Below are 17,490 nucleotides of genomic sequence, written 5' to 3'. Positions count from 1 at the left end.
CAAACCTTCAAAAAACGCGGGCCCTGCCCGGCGCGCCACGCGCACCAGGGCCGATGACCCGCATCCGCGGGAGTTTACACGTGGACGAGCGTACCTTCGTCCTCGCCCAGCACGATGCGCTTGAGCGCGCCCGGCTTGTTGATCGAAAACACGCGAATCGGCAGCTTCTGGTCGCGGCACAGCGCAAACGCCGTCGCGTCCATCACCTGCAGGTTGCGGCTGATCGCCTCGTCGAAGCTGATCGTCGTGTAGCGCGTGGCCGACGGATCCTTCTTCGGATCGGCAGAATATACGCCATCGACCTTGGTCGCCTTCAGCACCACTTCGGCGCCTACTTCCGAGCCGCGCAGCGCGGCGGCGGTATCCGTCGTGAAGAACGGGTTGCCGGTGCCGGCCGCGAAGATCACGACGCGGCCTTCCTCGAGCTGACGGATCGCGCGGGGCCGGATGTACGGCTCGACGACCTGATCCATGCGCAGCGCGGACTGCACGCGCGCCTCGATGCCGGCGTGGCGCATCGCGTCCTGCAGTGCCAGCGCGTTCATCATCGTCGCCAGCATCCCCATGTAGTCGGCCGTCGCGCGGTCCATGCCGGCCGCGCCGCCCGCGACGCCGCGGAAAATATTACCGCCACCGATCACGACCGCGAGCTGCGTACCGAGACGCACGACTTCCGCGATATCGGCCACCATCCGTTCGATCGTCGCGCGATTGATGCCGAAGGCATCGTCGCCCATCAGCGCTTCGCCGGAGAGTTTGAGGAGGACGCGTTTATAGGCATTGGACATAGGGGCTTCCGAGCGACGAGAGGATGACAACCACGAACTGTAGGGGCGAAATACTGATTCGGGCAAGCGCCGACGACCGGACCGGGGTTCCCGGCCGGCCGGCGACGCCGCCGGCCGCGGCGGAGCGGACGCCCGCCGCGGATACTGCCTGACTGCTTACTGCTGCTTGGCTGCTGCGACTTGCGCGGCCACTTCGGCGGCGAAGTCGTCCTGGCGCTTCTCGATGCCTTCGCCGACGACGAACAGCGCGAACTTCTGCACTGCGGCATTCGCTGCCTTCAGCATCTGCTCGATCGTCTGCTTGTCGTTCTTCACGAACGTCTGGTTCAGCAGCGACACTTCCTTCAGGTACTTCTGGACGCTGCCGTCGACCATCTTCGCGACGATTTCGGCCGGCTTGCCCGATTCGGCAGCCTTCTGCTCGGCCACGCGGCGTTCCGTATCGATCAGTTCCGCCGGCACGTCGGCCGACGACAGTGCGACCGGCTTCATCGCGGCGATGTGCATCGCGACGTCCTTGCCGACCTGCTCTTCAGCACCCGTGTACTCGACGATCACGCCGATACGCGCGCCGTGCAGGTACGTGGCGATCTTGTTCGCGGTTTCGAAACGGACGAAACGGCGGATCGACACGTTCTCGCCGATCTTGCCGACCAGCGCCAGACGCACTGCGTCGACCGTCGAGCCGTCGAGCGGCAGCGCCGACAGCGCGGCCACGTCGGCCGGGTTTTGCGTCGCGACGAGTTCTGCCACCGTCTTCGAGAACGCGAGGAAGTCGTCGTTCTTCGCGACGAAGTCGGTTTCGCAGTTCAGTTCGACCAGCGCGCCCGCGTTGCCGCCGACGAACGAGGCGACGACGCCTTCGGCCGTCACGCGCGATGCCGCCTTGCTCGCCTTGTTGCCGAGCTTGACGCGCAGCAGCTCTTCAGCCTTGGCCAGATCGCCGTCGGCTTCCGTCAGCGCCTTCTTGCACTCCATCATCGGTGCGTCGGTCTTTGCGCGCAGTTCTGCCACCATGCTTGCGGTAATTGCCGCCATCATTCGCTCCTTGAGTCTGTATTCACAACGCCGCCCGCTTGGACGCGAACGGCCGAGATTCGTTTCCGGACCCGCGCCGATTCGGCGCGATCAGGTCCGGCGCACAAGCTTAAAAAAAGGGGGCCTGTTGAGAGCCCCCTTTTTGCGCCGGCTCGGGGCCAGTTACGCGTTTTCCTCGACGTACTCGTCGTCGCCGCGTGCGGCCTGGACCACTTCGTTGACCGCATTCGCACGGCCTTCGAGGATCGCGTCGGCCACGCCTTCGGCGTACAGCGCGACTGCCTTGCTCGAGTCGTCGTTACCCGGGATCACGTAGTCCACACCTTCCGGCGAGTGGTTCGTGTCGACCACGGCGATGACCGGCACGCCCAGCTTGTTCGCTTCCGTGACGGCGATCTTGTGGTAGCCGACGTCGATGACGAAGATCGCGTCCGGAATGCCGCCCATGTCCTTCACGCCGCCGATCGACTTCTGCAGCTTGGCGATTTCACGTTCGAACAGCAGCGCTTCCTTCTTGCTCATCTTCTCGGTTTCGCCCGATTCGACGGCCGCTTCCATGTCCTTCAGGCGCTTGATCGATACCTTCAGCGTCTTGAAGTTGGTCATCATGCCGCCGAGCCAGCGTGCGTTGACGTACGGCATGCCCGCACGTTGCGCTTCCTGGGCGATCGTGTCACGCGACTGGCGCTTCGTGCCGACGAACAGGATCGTGCCGCGGTTCGCTGCCAGCTGGCGCACGTACTTCTGTGCGTCCGTGAACATCGGCAGCGTCTTTTCGAGGTTGATGATGTGAATCTTGTTGCGGTGACCGAAAATGAACGGAGCCATCTTCGGGTTCCAGAAGCGCGTCTGGTGACCGAAGTGGACACCCGCTTCCAGCATTTGGCGCATCGTAACTGCCATGTAAATTCTCCACGAGGGTTGGGTCTTAAGCCGGCTGCCGTACCGCCGCGCGAACCCGCCCGAAGGGCGCGAATTCCGCGCGGCCGGCACCCTTGGTTGCGCCGGCTTGCGAGTCGGCACGTGCAAAATGCCCGTGCCGTAAGCCTTTCACCGTGATGCCGCCCCAAGATGGGGAAAATTCGGCATTTGGATATCGACTTAGCCAAAGAGTATAGCACGCGGATTTGTCCGCTCTCAAGTCGCGCGGCACTTTCGCGTGCCGCGCGGCAGCGGGCCGGACAATCCGCGAAAACCCGCATCCGCGCGGCCCGCAGGGGCTGCGAGGCCCGCCATAAGGTGCGATAATCCGTCAATTCACCGCATTCCAGGCATACCTCGATGGCTATTACGCTCAAAAACGAACACGATATCGCGGAGATGCGCGTCGCCTGCCGTCTCGCGAGCGAAGTGCTCGACTTCATCACGCCGCACGTCGTCGCGGGCGTCACGACCGCCGAACTCGACCGGCTCTGCCACGAGTTCATGCTCAACGAGCAAGGCACGATCCCCGCGCCGCTGAACTACCAGCCGCCCGGCTATCCGCCGTACCCGAAGGCCACCTGCATTTCGGTCAACGACGTGATCTGCCACGGCATTCCCGGCGAGAAGGTGATCAAGAACGGCGACGCGCTGAACATCGACATCACCGTGATCAAGAACGGCTATTTCGGCGACACCAGCCGGATGTTCATCGTCGGCGAGGGATCGATCCTCGCGAAGCGCCTCGTGCAGACCACCTACGAATGCATGTGGCTCGGCATCGACCAGGTCAAGCCCGGCGCGCACCTCGGCGACATCGGCTACGCGATCCAGAAGCACGCGGAGGCGCAGGGCTACAGCGTCGTGCGCGAATACTGCGGCCACGGCATCGGCACGGTGTTCCACGAGGATCCGCAGGTCGTCCACTACGGCCGCCCGGGCACCGGCATCGAGCTGAAGGCCGGGATGATCTTCACGATCGAGCCGATGATCAACGCCGGCAAGCGCGACATCCGCACGATGCCCGACCAGTGGACGGTCAAGACGCGCGACCGCAGCCTGTCCGCGCAGTGGGAGCACACGGTGCTCGTCACCGAAACCGGCTACGACGTGCTGACCGTGTCGGCCGGCACGCCGGCGCGCCCCGTGTTCGCGCAACCGGCCGCGGCCGTCTGAGCGCCGTCGCGCCCGCCCCACTTTCGCACCTGAACGGCCGCCCATGAGCGCTCACGCTGCCCCCTCGCCCGAAGCGCTGTCGCGGCGCGCCGAATTCAAGGCCGCCAAGACGGAGATGCTCGAGCGCTTTCGCCGCGCGGCGAACGTCGCGTCGCTGATGCACGCGCTGTCGAAACTCACCGACGACGCATTGAAGCGCGTGTGGGACGACTGCGGGCTGCCCGCGACGCTCGCGCTCGTCGCCGTCGGCGGCTACGGGCGCGGCGAGCTCGCGCCCTACTCCGACGTCGACATCCTCGTGCTGCTGCCCGATGCGCACGACCCGGCACTCGACGCGCGCATCGAGCGCTTCATCGGGATGGCGTGGGATCTCGGCCTCGAGATCGGCAGCAGCGTGCGTACGGTCGCGCAGTGCATCGAGGAGGCGTCGCAGGACGTCACGGTGCAGACCTCGCTGCTGGAAGCGCGCCGCATCGTCGGCAGCACCGCGCTGTTCGAGCGCTTCACCGTGCGCTATCACGAAGCGCTCGACGCACGCGCGTTCTTCACCGCGAAGGTGCTCGAGATGCGCCAGCGCCACGCGAAGTGCCAGGACACGCCGTACAGCCTCGAACCGAACGTGAAGGAAAGCCCCGGCGGGCTGCGCGACCTGCAGACGATCCTGTGGATCGCGCGCGCGGCCGGCTTCGGCAGCAGCTGGCGCGAACTCGACACGCGCGGCCTCATCACCGACCGCGAAGCGCGCGAGCTGCGCCGCAACGAAGGCTTCCTGAAGACGCTGCGCGCGCGGCTGCACGTGATCGCCGGGCGCCGCCAGGACATGCTCGTGTTCGACCTGCAGACGCAGGCCGCGGAGAGCTTCGGCTACCAGCCGACCCAGGCCAAGCGCGCGAGCGAGCAGCTGATGCGCCGCTACTACTGGGCCGCGAAAGCCGTCACGCAGCTCGCGACGATCCTGATCCAGAACATCGAGGCGCAGCTGTTCCCCGCGACGAGCGGCATCACGCGCGTGCTGTCGGCCGATCGCTTCGTCGAGAAACAGGGGATGCTCGAGATCGTCGACGACGGCGTGTTCGAACGCCATCCCGACGCGATCCTCGAAGCGTTCCTGCTGTACGAGACGACGCGCGGCGTGAAGGGCCTGTCCGCCCGCACGCTGCGTGCGCTGTACAACTCGCGCGAAATCATGAACAACGCGTGGCGCCGCGATCCGCAGAACCGCGACACGTTCATGCGGATCCTGCAGCAGCCCGAAGGGATCACGCACGCGTTCCGGCTGATGAACCAGACGAGCGTGCTCGGCCGCTACCTGCTGAATTTCCGCCGCATCGTCGGGCAGATGCAGCACGACCTGTACCACGTGTACACGGTCGACCAGCACATCCTGATGGTGCTGCGCAACATCCGCCGCTTCGCGGTGGCCGAGCATGCGCACGAATATCCGTTCTGCAGCCAGCTGATCGGCAACTTCGAGCGTCCGTGGGTGCTGTATGTCGCGGCGCTGTTCCACGACATCGCGAAGGGCCGCGGCGGCGATCACTCGACGCTCGGGATGGCCGACGCGCGGCGCTTCTGCCGCGAGCACGGCATCGCCGGCGACGACGCCGCGCTGATCGTGTGGCTCGTCCAGCATCACCTGACGATGAGCCAGGTCGCGCAGAAACAGGACACGAGCGACCCCGAAGTCATCAAGCGCTTCGCCGAGGTCGTCGGCAACGAACGGTATCTCACCGCGCTGTACCTGCTGACCGTCGCCGATATCCGCGGCACGAGCCCGAAGGTGTGGAACACGTGGAAGGGCAAGCTGCTCGAGGATCTCTACCGCATCACGCTCGCGGTGCTCGGCGGCGCGAACCCCGACGCGCATTCGGAGCTGAAGTCGCGGCAGGAGCAGGCGCTCGCGCTGCTGCGCCTGGAAACCGTGCCCGACGATGCGCACCGCGCGTTGTGGGATCAGCTCGACGTCGGCTTCTTCCTGCGTCACGACGCGGCCGACATCGCGTGGCAGACGCGCGTGCTGTACCGGCACGTGAACGCCGAAACCGCGATCGTCCGCGCGCGGCCGTCGCCGATCGGCGATGCGCTGCAGGTGCTCGTGTACGTGAAGGACCGCCCCGACCTGTTCGCGGGCATCTGCGCGTATTTCGACCGCAACGGGCTGTCGGTGCTCGATGCGCGCGTCAGCACGACGCGGCACGGCTATGCACTCGACAACTTCATCGTCACGCAGACCGAACGGGACGTCCGCTACCGCGACATCGCGAATCTCGTCGAGCAGCAGCTCGCGACGCGGCTCGCCGAAACCGCACCGCTGCCGGAGCCGTCGAAGGGCCGCCTGTCGAGGCTGTCCCGGACGTTTCCGATCACGCCGCGCGTCGACCTGCGGGCCGACGAGCGCGGCCAGTACTACATCCTGTCCGTGTCGGCCAACGACCGGCCGGGCCTTCTCTATTCGATCGCGCGCGTACTCGCCGAACATCGGATCGGCGTCCATGCGGCGCGGATCAATACGCTCGGCGAGCGCGTCGAGGACATCTTCCTGCTCGCGGGCGTCGGCCTGTCCGACAACCGCCTGCAGATCCAGCTCGAAACCGAATTGCTGCGCGCGATCGCAGTCTGAATGAATCCCAGCGTTTATGCGCACCAAATTAACCGTCAAGAATCCGAAGCCGGCGTCGCCGACCCGCGCCCCTGTTCGCTCCGGCAGCCTCGTCGCCCGCAAGGCGGTGCGCCCCGCTGCGCCGCCCGCCGGTGACAAGCCGGCCCGCCCGAAGAAGGCGTCTCCGGCAGCCGCCACCGGCGAGCGCTCGTTCAAGCCGCGCGGTGCCGCCGGCGCCGAGCGCCCGGGTGCGGACCGCGCACCGGCCAAGCGTGCGCCGCGTGACGGCGGTGCCGAACGCGGCCCGCGCGCCCCTTATCGCGACAACGCGGCCGGCGAAGGCGCGAAGCGTAGTTTCGGCGACCGACGCACGTCGTCGGATCGCCCGCCGCGCCGTAGCGATGACGATGCACGGCCGCGTCGCGCCGGTGCCGACGAAGGCAAGCGTCCGTCCTATCGTGACAACGCAGCCGGCGAAGGTGCGAAGCGCAGTTTCGGCGATCGACGCACGCCGTCGGATCGGCCGCCGCGCCGCAACGATGACGATGCACGGCCGCGTCGTGCAGCAGGTGGTGACGACAGCAAGCGTCCGTCCTATCGCGACAACGCAGCCGGCGAAGGCGCGAAGCGCAGCTATGGCGAGCGCCGCACGCCGTCGGATCGGCCCGCTCGCCGCAGCGATGACGATGCACGCCCGCGCCGTGCAGGCGCCGAAGGCGGCGCACGCACGCCCTATCGCGACAAGGCGGCCGGTGAAGGCGAGAAGCGCAGCTATGGCGAGCGTCGCACGTCGTCGGACCGCCCGCCCCGCCGCGATGACGATGCACGTCCGCGCCGTGCGAGTGCCGAAGGCGGCCCACGCGCGCCCTATCGCGACAAGGCTGGCGGCGAAGGCGAGAAGCGCAGCTTCGGCGAGCGCCGCACGTCGTCCGATCGACCGCCGCGCCGCGATGACGATGCACGTCCGCGCCGCGCAGGCGCTGAAGGCGGCGCACGCGCACCTTATCGCGACAAGCCGGCCGGCGAAGGCGAGAAGCGCAGCTTCGCCGACCGCCGCACGTCGTCCGATCGCCCGCCGCGCCGCAGCGACGACGATGCGCGTCCGCGCCGCGCAGCCGGCGGTGACGACAGCAAGCGTCCGTCCTATCGCGACAAGGCAGCCGGCGAAGGCGCGAAGCGCAGCTTCGGCGACCGCCCGGCCCGCCCCGCGCGCGACGACGAGCGCCGTTCGTTCGGCGCGGTGAAGACCGCGCAACCCGTCAAGCGCGCGGCGGCCGACGTCGACTACGGCGACGAAACGGGCCTGATGCGCCTGTCGAAGCGGATGTCCGAACTCGGCATGTGCTCGCGCCGCGAAGCCGACGAATGGATCGAAAAGGGCTGGGTGCTCGTCGACGGCGAACGCATCGACACGCTCGGCACCAAGGTGCGCGCCGACCAGAAGATCGAGATCGACGAGCGCGCGAGCGCCGCGCAGGCCGCGCAAGTGACGATCCTGCTGCACAAGCCGGTCGGCTACGTGTCGGGCCAGGCGGAAGACGGCTACGAGCCGGCGGCCGTGCTGATCACGCGCGCGAACCGCTGGAGCGGCGATCATTCGCCGGTGCGCTTCTCGCCGCAGCACCTGCATGCGCTCGCACCGGCCGGCCGTCTCGACATCGACTCCACCGGCCTGCTCGTGCTGACGCAGAACGGCGTGATCGCGAAGCAGCTGATCGGCGAGCAGTCGGACATCGACAAGGAATACCTGGTGCGCGTGCGCTTCGGCGAACAACTGATCGACATCGACCAGCACTTCCCGGCGGAATCGCTCGCGAAGCTGCGCCACGGCCTCGAGCTCGACGGCGTCGCGCTGAAGCCCGCGCTGGTGAGCTGGCAGAACGGCGAGCAGCTGCGGTTCGTGCTGCGCGAAGGCAAGAAGCGCCAGATCCGCCGCATGTGCGAACTGGTCGGCCTCGAGGTGATCGGCCTGAAGCGCGTGCGGATGGGCCGCGTAATGCTCGGCGCGCTGCCGCAGGGCCAATGGCGCTACCTGTCCGCCGACGAGACGTTCTGACCGCGGGCACGCAACGTGCGCCCCGCCTTGGAGAAGCCCGCTCGCGCGGGCTTTTTCGTTTCTGCGAGAGAGCGGACGATCAGTCGTCGTCGGCCGGATCGAGCCCCGGGAACAGCACCTCGGTGAAGCCAAAGCGCGTGAAGTCGGTGATCCGCATCGGATACAGCTTGCCGATCAGGTGATCGTATTCGTGCTGGACCACGCGCGCATGGAACCCCTCGGCGACGCGATCGATCTTCTCGCCGAACTGGTCGAAGCCGCTGTAGCGCACCTTCGCGTAGCGGCTGACGACGCCGCGCATGCCCGGCACCGACAGGCAGCCTTCCCAGCCCTCTTCCATGTCCGGCGGCAGGTACTCGATCTTCGGGTTGATCAGCACGGTCTCCGGCACCGGCGGCGCATCCGGGTAGCGGTTGTTGTTGCCGAAGCCGAAGATGATGATCTGCAGCCCGACGCCGATCTGCGGCGCGGCGAGCCCGGCGCCGTTCGCGTGGTGCATCGTCTCGAACATGTCCGCGACGATCTCGTGCAGCTCGGCCGTATCGAACCGCTCGACCGGTTGGGCGATTTCGAGCAGGCGCGGATCGCCCATCTTCAGGATCTCGCGAATCATGGCGTATTGCCCTCCAGGAGTTGGTGCAGACCGTCTTCGTCCAGCACGGGGATGCCGAGTTCCTCGGCCTTCGCGAGCTTGCTGCCGGCGTCGGCGCCCGCGACCACGTAATCCGTCTTCTTCGATACCGAACCGGCCACTTTGGCGCCCGCCGCTTCGAGCATCTCCTTCGCCGCATCGCGCGTGAGAGTCGGCAGCGTGCCCGTCAGCACGACCGTCTTGCCGGCGAGCACGCCCTGCGGCGCCTTCGGCGCGGGCGGCCCTTCCTGCCACGTGACCTTGCCCGGCGCGCGCAACTGCTCGATCACGGTCCGATTGTGCTCCTCCGCGAAGAACTGGTGGAGCGACTCGGCGACGATCGGGCCGACGTCGTTGACTTCGAGCAGTTCCTCGATCGACGCGTCCATGATCGGCGTCAGCGAGCCGAAATGCTTCGCGAGATCCTTCGCGGTCGATTCGCCGACATGGCGGATGCCGAGCCCGTAGATGAAGCGCGCGAGCGTCGTATGCTTCGCCTTCTCGAGCGAATCGAGCAGATTCTGCGCGGACTTCTCGGCGAACCGGTCGAGTTCGGCCAGCGTCGCGAAACCGAGATTGAACAGGTCGGCCGGCGTGCGGACCAGATTCAGCTCGACGAGCTGGTCGATGATCTTCTCGCCGAGGCCGTCGATGTCGAGCGCGCGGCGCTGCGCGAAATGCCACAGCGCCTGCTTGCGCTGCGCCGGGCAGAACAGCCCGCCCGTGCAGCGCGCGATCGCCTCGTCCGGCAGGCGCTCGATCTTCGAGCCGCACACCGGGCACTCGGTCGGCATCACGAATTCGGCCGCGTCCGCCGGGCGCCGGTCGAGCAGCGCGCCGACGACTTCCGGAATCACGTCGCCCGCGCGGCGCACGATCACGGTGTCGCCGATCCGGATGTCCTTGCGGCGCACTTCGTCCTCGTTGTGCAGCGTCGCATTGGTCACGGTCGCGCCGCCGACGAACACCGGCTCGAGACGCGCGACCGGCGTGATCGCGCCGGTGCGTCCGACCTGCACGTCGATCGCGACGAGCTTCGTCAGCGCTTCCTGCGCGGGAAACTTGTGCGCGAGCGCGAAGCGCGGCGCGCGCGACACGAAGCCGAGCCGCTCCTGCTCGTCGCGCCGGTTGACCTTGTAGACGACGCCGTCGATGTCGTACGGCAGCGCATCGCGCTTCTCGCCGACCTTGCGGAAGAAATCGAGCAGGCCTTCGGCGCCGTGCACGACCGCGCGCTCGCGGTTCACGGGCAGGCCGAACGCCTCGTACCAGTCGAGCAGCGCGCTATGCGTGTCGGGCATCGGCATCCCGTCGAGCACGCCGATCCCGTACGCGAAGAACGACAGCGGCCGCTGCGCGGTGATCTTCGAGTCGAGCTGGCGCAGGCTGCCGGCCGCCGCGTTGCGCGGGTTCGCGAATTCGCGCTGCTCGGCCGCGCGCTGGCGTTCGTTCAGGCGTGCGAAATCGCGCTTGAACATCAGCACCTCGCCGCGCACGTCGAGCACGGCCGGCACGTGCTTGCCCTTCAGCTTCAGCGGAATCGAGCGGATCGTGCGCACGTTCTCGGTCACGTCCTCGCCCGTCGTCCCGTCGCCGCGGGTCGATGCCTGCACGAACACGCCCTGCTCGTAGCGCAGCGAAATCGCGAGGCCGTCGAACTTCAGTTCGCACGCGTATTCGACCGGGTCCGTCACCGAGCCGGCGAGATCGGTCGTCTTGGCCAGCGCGTCGGCGACGCGCTTGTCGAACGCGACGATGTCCTCGTCGGCGAAGCCGTTGTTCAGCGACAGCATCGGCGCATCGTGGACGACCGGCGTGAAGCCGCCGGCCGCTTCGCCGCCGACGCGCTGCGTCGGCGAATCGGGCGTCACGAGTTCGGGATGGTCGGCTTCGAGCTGCTGCAACTCACGGAACAGCCGGTCGTATTCGGCGTCGGGCAGATCCGGCTGGTCGAGCACGTAATAGGCGTAATTCGCCCGCTCGAGTTGGTCGCGCAGCCACGCGGCGCGTGCGTCGGGCTGGCTGGCTGGCGGTTCGGCTTGGGTTCGGGCCATGCTGGCGGCAGATTCGTTCTGAAAAAAATCGGATGCCCGATTATCTCAGTTTGACGCCGCGGCGGGGCACGCAATGCGGGCCGGATGACGTGCTGCAGCGCACACGAAACGGTGCGCGCCGCGGCGACGAACGACGGCGCCGAAGACCGCCGTCCGCGCCATCGCGTTACTGGCTGAAGAGGCGGCGCGTGACCGGCGAACCGGCCGGGATGCCGGCTTCCTCGAGCTTCGCGTACAGCTTCATCAGTTGCTGGTCGATCGCGACCAGCGTCGATTCCGGCAGCGGCCGGCGTGAATCGTCGACGACGCGCGCGCCGATCCGCTCGGACAGCGACTTCGCGTAATCGCACATCAGCCGGAACGGCAGGATGTCCTCTTCGGCCACCGGCACGTCGAGCACCAGCGTGATCATGTTGCCGCCCTTGTACGTCAGGTCGTCGCGCAGGAAGTTCGTATCGCCGAACTGCAGCATGAACACCGGGTTCTGCTTCGCGTCGAGCTTCACGAAGCGCGTGCCGTCGCGCGACAGCAGCAGCCCGTCCTGGGACGCGACCGCCTGCACGTAGTTCGCGGACCACGGCGCGCCGTCCGACATCACGTTGATCGACAGTTGCGCGTCGCACTGCGCGGCAAACGCGTCGAGCTCGCGCGCCATCGCGACCGTTTCCATCATGTCCGGGAATTCCGGCGCGCCGTCGATCGCGTCGGCGAACTGCTGGACGCCCGTCACGAATTCGGAGAATTCGAGCTCGTTCAGCGCGCCGCTGCGGTTCGCGAGCTGTGCGGCCGCGCGCAGCTCTTCGTAGCGCACGCCGTTCTGCAGCAGCTCCCATTGGCCGCCTTCCGGCTTGCCTTCGATGTGGACGGGCTTGCTGCCCGCGCGGCGCAGCCGCTGCGCGACCGGCAGAATCTTGTCGCCCGGCAGCGGCCCGGTGAGGCGGATCGGCACGATGCAGTCGATCCGGCGGTCGACGATCGCGGGCGGCGCCGACGAGACCGTCGTCGCGGCCGGCATCACCGGTTCGGTCGGCTCGGCCGGTTCGGCCGCCGCTTCATGCGTGGCGGCGGGCACGGCTTCTTCGCCGGCAGCCGATTCGGTCGATTCGGACGACGCGTCGACGCCCGTCGCCTCGGCCTGCAGGTCGGCCGGCGTATCGGCCGGCGCCGCGCCGCCCACGGCTGCGCCGAACGTCGGCTCGACGCGCGCGGCTTCGGCCGCTGCCGCCGTCGCCGCGACCGGTGCCGCGGGCTCGCGGCGCACCGGCTGACGCACCGGTTCGATGAACGGCAACTCTTCGTCGCGCTCGGGGCGGTTCATCGCCTCGGCCGTTTCCTCCGGCATCGGGCGCGGCATCCTGCGCCGCACCTTCGCGCCCTGCCACGCGTTGTAGACCACGACGCCGCCCACCACGACGGCGCCCGCGCCGATCAAACCGAGTGTCAACTCGTCCATGCACGCTCCATCAGCAATTCTTTTTCGTCGGAACCGCGAACGGGCGCCCATGCGCCGCGCGAACGCGGTCCGGTTTCGTCAAACGTCAATTCTGGGCAAAACCCGCGGCGGTTTCCATGTCCACCGCAACGATCCGCGACACGCCCTGCTCCTGCATCGTCACGCCGATCAGCTGCTGCGCCATTTCCATCGCGATCTTGTTGTGCGAGATGAACAGGAACTGCGTCTTGTTGGACATCGCGCGCACGAGATTCGCGAAACGCTCGGTGTTCGCGTCGTCCAGCGGCGCGTCGACCTCGTCGAGCAGACAGAACGGCGCCGGGTTCAGCTGGAACATCGCGAACACCAGCGCGGTCGCGGTCAGCGCCTTCTCGCCGCCCGACAGCAGGTGAATCGTCGCGTTCTTCTTGCCGGGCGGCTGCGCCATCACCTGCACGCCGGCATCGAGAATCTCGTCGCCCGTCATGATCAGCTTCGCCTGGCCGCCGCCGAACAGGCGCGGGAACAGGTCGCTGAAATGACGGTTGACCTCGTCGAAGGTGCCCTGCAGCAGCGTGCGGGTTTCCTGGTCGATCTTGTGGATCGCGTCCTCGAGCGTCGTGATCGCGTCGATCAGGTCGGCCGATTGCGCGTCGAGGAACACCTTGCGCTCGCTCGCGGCCTTCAGCTCGTCGAGCGCGGCCATGTTGACCGGGCCGAGCGCGTTGATCGCGTTGTTCAGGCGCGTGACTTCGCCCTGCAGGTACGACGGCTTCAGATCCGGCGTCAGCTTCGCGGCCAGCGCGGCCTCGTCGACCTCGGCGGTCGCGAGCTGCTCGGCGAACTGCTCGACGGACAGGCGCGCGGCCTGCTCCTTCAGTTGCAATTCGGTGATGCGGTCGCGCAGCGGCTGCAGCGAACGCTCGGCGACGAGTCGCTGCTCGTCCGACGCGCGCAGCTTCGCGGTCAGGTCGTCGAGCTCGATCCGCGCGGCCTGCAGCGCCTCTTCCTTCACCGCGCGAATCTCGAGCGCGTCCTGCAGGCCCGTGTGCGCGGTCTGCTCGTTGATCGTCTCGAGTTCGGCGCGCGCGTCTTCCAGCGACGCGGCAACGCGCTCGCTCTGCTCGTGCGCCACCTGGATCGTGCGCTTGAGTTCGTCGATCCGGGTCACCGCGTTGCGGGCGGCGAAGCGCGCGTCGTTCGCGCCGCGCTCCAGGTCGCGCGCTTCCTGACGCGCCTGCGTCAGCGATTCGTCGAGCGACTCGAACGCGAGCTGGTTGTCCTCGAAGCGCGCCTGCAGTTCCGCGAGCTCGCCGTCGAAGCGCTCGAAATTCGCTTCCGACTCCGCGCGCAATGCACGCTGCTCTTCGATCTGCGCGCCGATTTCCTCGAGTTCCTCGCGGATCTGCGTGCTGCGCTGCGTATAGCGTTCATGCGCCTGCGCGAGCTTCAGCACGTCCATCTGCAGCGCATGCACGCGCTGCGTCGCACGTTCGGCCTGCGCGCGCAGGTCGCCGAGCGCCTGCGTGGCCTGCGTGTGCGCGGCTTCCGCACGCACGGCAGCCGTGCGCGCCTCGTCGGCGAGCAGCGCCTGCGCACGCACCTGGCGCGCCAGGTTTTCGATTTCCTGCTGGCGGGCCAGCATCCCGGCCTGCTCCGAATCGGCCGCGTACAGCTGCACGCCGACGCGCGTGACGATATGGCCGGCCTTGACGACGAACGCGCCGCCTGCCGGCAGCTGCGCGCGCGTCGCGAGCGCCTGCGCGACGTCGTCGGCGACATACACGTTGCCGAGCCAGTCGTTCAGCACCGCGCGGATGCCTGCGTCGTCGATGCGCACGAGCGACAGCACCGGGCGCAGCCCGGCCACCGCGGCGGGCGGCTCACCGGCCGCGGGCGGCGCGTAGAACGCGAGCTTCGCGGGCGGCGCATCGGTCGCGAATGCCTTCACCCAGTCGAGATTCGATACTTCGAGCGCGGCGAGACGCTCGCGCAGCACGGCCTCGAGCGCCGCTTCCCAGCCGGCCTCGACATGCAGCTTCTTCCACAGACGCGGCAGCGCGCCGAGCTCGTGCTTGTCGAGCCACGGCTGCACCTTGCCTTCGGTCTGCACGTTTTCCTGCAGCTGCTTCAGCGCGGCGAGGCGCGCCTCCAGCTGGTGGATCTGCGCGGCTTCGGCCTGCACGCGCTCCTGCGCGGCGCGGCGTTCGCCGTCGAGACGCGGCACCGTTTCCTGTGCGTCGGCAAGGCGTGCCTGCGCTTCCGCGAGGATCTCTTCCTGCTCGGCCAGCTGCATGCGCAGCTCCTCGAGCTGCGTTTCGTCCGGCGCGTCGAGCCCGCCCGCTTCGCTCTTCAGGCGCTCGTGGCGCTGCTGAAGCTGCTGGAGCTGCTGGTCGGCGTTGCGCTGGTGCGCGGCTTCGAGCTTCAGCGACTGCTCGGTCTGCGCGATCCGCGCGCGCTCGTCGTTGAGCTGCGCCTGTGCGTCGCGCCACTTCGCTTCGAGCGCCGGCAGCGCATCGTGCTTCGCGGCCGCGTTGTCTTCGGCGAGCGCGGCCTTCTCGTCGGCCATCGCGCGCGCCTCTTCGGCTTCCTCGAGCTCGTCCTGCGACTTCTCGGCCTGCGCGCGCCACTGCTCGCGCTGCGCGTTCAGCGCGGCGATCTGCGCCTGCACGCGATTGCGCGATTCGACGATGAACTTGATCTCGGCTTCGAGGCGGCTCACCTCGGCATTCGCCTCGTAGAGCGAACCCTGCGCGCCCTGCATCGCGTCGCTCGCCGAGTAGTGCGCGACGCGCAGCGTCTCGAGCTGCGCCTCGACTTCGCGCAGCTTCGCCGTCTGCGCCTCGAGGTCGATCTGCGCCTGTTCGATCGCGCGCTGCTGCTTCTGCTGCTCGCCGGCGGCCTCGTTCTTGCGCAGCAGCCACAGCAGGCGCTGCTTCTCCTCGCCGTCGGCGACGAGTTCCTTGTACTTGGTCGCGACCACCGCCTGCGCCTCGAGCTTCTCGAGGTTCGCGCCGAGTTCGCGCACGATGTCCTCGACCCGCGTCAGGTTCTCGCGCGTGTCGTGCAGGCGGTTCTCGGTTTCGCGGCGGCGTTCCTTGTACTTCGACACGCCGGCGGCTTCCTCGAGGAACACGCGCAGCTCTTCGGGCTTCGCCTCGATGATCCGCGCGATCATGCCCTGCCCGATGATCGCGTACGCACGCGGCCCGAGGCCCGTGCCGAGGAAGATGTCCTGGATGTCGCGGCGGCGCGCCGGCAGGTTGTTGATGTAGTAGCTCGACGTGCCGTCGCGCGTCAGCACGCGCTTGACGGCGATCTCGCCGTACTGGCCCCACTGCCCGGCCGCGCGGCCGTCGGAGTTGTCGAAGATCAGTTCGACGCTGGCCCGGCTGCCGGGCTTGCGGGCGGTCGAACCGTTGAAGATCACGTCCTGCATCGATTCGCCGCGCAGCTCGGACGCGCGCGACTCGCCGAGCACCCAGCGCACGGCATCGATGATGTTGGACTTGCCGCATCCGTTCGGGCCGACCACGCCGACAAGCTGGCCCGGAACCTGGAAATGCGTGGGATCGACGAAGGATTTGAAGCCAGCGAGTTTGATCGAGCTCAGACGCACGGCGGTATCGGATGTGAAGAAGGTGTGAAACGGACGGGGCCGCCCGGCGCGGGGCCGGAGAGCCCCTGCGCGCCACGCGCCCCGGAATTCAAAAACGGGGCCGCGCGCATCCAGCGTTGGGCCCCGCAAACGGCTTCCATCATACCATCGCGCGTGCACCGCCCCGACCGTCGCCGGGTTTGTCCGGTGCCGGCGCGGCACGATGGACCCGGCTCGACAGCAGCGTCGCCAGCACGATGCACGCGCCGCCCGCCCACTCGCGCGCGCTCGGCAGCTCGTTCGCGAACACCCACGCCGACAGCGCGGTGATCACGATCTCGAACAGCATGATGATCGACGCGCGGTTCGCCGGCACGCGCGCAAGGCCGTACTGGACGAGCAGGTTGTTCGACGCCATCGTCACGCCGATCGCCGCGATGATCAGCGCGGCCACGCCCAGCTGGCCACTCGCTGGCGCGGCCGGCAGCCCTTCGAACAGCGATGCGATCGCGCCGAACACGGCCGCGCCGCCGAACAGCGTCGCGGTGCGCATTTCGGCGCGCATGTCGGGTAATTCACGGCTCGCCTTGATCACCAGCACGTTGCTCATCGCGAAGCTCAGCCCGGCCGCGAGGCCGGCCCATTCGGCCGGGTTGGCCGGCAGCGGCAAGCCGAGCGTTGGCGACCACAGCATCAGCATCGCGCCGCCGATCGACAGCGCAGCCAGCCCCGCGCCGGCCCAGGTCAGCCGTTCGCGCAGCAGGAAGTGCGCGTAGATCGCGGTCCAGGCCGGCGTCAGGTAGAACAGCAGCATCACGCGCAGCACCTCGCCGTGAATCGTGCCCCATACGAACCCGAGGTTCGTCACGCCGGCCGTCACCGCGATGCCCGGCAGCACCCAGTGCCAGCGCAGCGTCGCGATCGTGCGGTGCCGCGCGACGATCACGAACAGGAACGCGACGAGGCTCGTCAGCGCGCTCGCCAGCGTGCCCGTCACGTCGAGCGACGCGAGGATCCGCAGCGGATACCAGATCAGGCCCCATACCGACGCGCCGATCAGGATGGCCAGCGTCGGCAGGCTGCCGCGTACCGCGTTGTTCATTTGTTCGATACCCTTTATTCGACCGGCCCGGCCGCCGCTCCGGCAGGCCGTGACCGCATTCCGTCACGCTATAATTGTCCGTTGCGAGCCGCGCG

The 17,490-nt window shown here is 68.0% G+C and carries 11 protein-coding genes; 3 read left to right on the top strand and 8 right to left on the bottom strand.

Annotated elements, in window-relative coordinates:
* Positions 1–74 precede the first annotated feature (74 nt).
* The 3 genes from pyrH to rpsB all read right to left on the bottom strand — a co-directional run bounded on the left by pyrH (position 75) and on the right by rpsB (position 2,729).
* On the bottom strand, positions 75–788 hold the full coding sequence (gene pyrH / locus HWX03_RS08710; protein WP_006402648.1) for a UMP kinase: 714 nt from the start codon (positions 786–788) through the stop codon (positions 75–77).
* Between the two features lie 156 nt (positions 789–944).
* Positions 945–1,826, bottom strand: coding sequence for a translation elongation factor Ts (gene tsf, locus HWX03_RS08705; protein WP_174390153.1), 882 nt, complete (start codon positions 1,824–1,826; stop codon positions 945–947).
* Positions 1,827–1,988: 162 nt separating this feature from the next.
* The gene (gene rpsB, locus HWX03_RS08700; protein WP_006758564.1) at positions 1,989–2,729 is read right to left on the bottom strand and encodes a 30S ribosomal protein S2; all 741 of its coding nucleotides are present in this window, start codon (positions 2,727–2,729) and stop codon (positions 1,989–1,991) included.
* 378 nt (positions 2,730–3,107) lie between these two features.
* Between rpsB and map the strand changes: the two genes are divergently transcribed.
* The 3 genes from map to HWX03_RS08685 are packed head-to-tail and all read left to right on the top strand — an operon-like array spanning position 3,108 to position 8,578.
* Positions 3,108–3,923 (top strand): type I methionyl aminopeptidase, encoded by an 816-nt coding sequence (map, locus tag HWX03_RS08695; RefSeq protein ID WP_046545985.1) that lies wholly within the window; start codon positions 3,108–3,110, stop codon positions 3,921–3,923.
* A 43-nt stretch (positions 3,924–3,966) separates the two neighbouring features.
* The gene (locus HWX03_RS08690) at positions 3,967–6,543 is read left to right on the top strand and encodes a [protein-PII] uridylyltransferase (protein ID WP_175870987.1); all 2,577 of its coding nucleotides are present in this window, start codon (positions 3,967–3,969) and stop codon (positions 6,541–6,543) included.
* A 16-nt stretch (positions 6,544–6,559) separates the two neighbouring features.
* Positions 6,560–8,578 (top strand): pseudouridine synthase, encoded by a 2,019-nt coding sequence (locus tag HWX03_RS08685; RefSeq protein WP_175870986.1) that lies wholly within the window; start codon positions 6,560–6,562, stop codon positions 8,576–8,578.
* Between the two features lie 79 nt (positions 8,579–8,657).
* On the opposite strand, the gene def is transcribed toward HWX03_RS08685, so the two are convergent.
* The 5 genes from def to HWX03_RS08660 all read right to left on the bottom strand — a co-directional run bounded on the left by def (position 8,658) and on the right by HWX03_RS08660 (position 17,395).
* Entirely contained in the window at positions 8,658–9,191 is a 534-nt protein-coding gene (def, locus tag HWX03_RS08680) for a peptide deformylase (RefSeq protein ID WP_175819588.1), read from the bottom strand.
* Entirely contained in the window at positions 9,188–11,263 is a 2,076-nt protein-coding gene (ligA, locus tag HWX03_RS08675) for an NAD-dependent DNA ligase LigA (protein WP_175870985.1), read from the bottom strand. The genes def and ligA overlap by 4 nt, the downstream gene beginning before the upstream one ends.
* Before the next feature lie 166 nt (positions 11,264–11,429).
* A complete protein-coding gene (locus HWX03_RS08670; RefSeq protein ID WP_175870984.1) occupies positions 11,430–12,716 on the bottom strand; it encodes a cell division protein ZipA C-terminal FtsZ-binding domain-containing protein in 1,287 nt (428 codons plus the stop codon).
* A gap of 85 nt (positions 12,717–12,801) precedes the next feature.
* On the bottom strand, positions 12,802–16,314 hold the full coding sequence (smc, locus tag HWX03_RS08665; protein ID WP_175870983.1) for a chromosome segregation protein SMC: 3,513 nt from the start codon (positions 16,312–16,314) through the stop codon (positions 12,802–12,804).
* 139 nt (positions 16,315–16,453) lie between these two features.
* Positions 16,454–17,395 carry a DMT family transporter gene (locus HWX03_RS08660; protein WP_175870982.1) on the bottom strand — a complete coding sequence of 314 codons (942 nt, stop codon included), beginning with the start codon at positions 17,393–17,395 and terminating at the stop codon, positions 16,454–16,456.
* Positions 17,396–17,490 lie beyond the last annotated feature (95 nt).

It is taken from the genome of Burkholderia sp. BCC0397, assembly GCF_902832865.1.
In the GTDB taxonomy this organism is placed as follows: domain Bacteria; phylum Pseudomonadota; class Gammaproteobacteria; order Burkholderiales; family Burkholderiaceae; genus Burkholderia.
This window is presented reverse-complemented; position numbering and strand designations above follow the sequence as displayed.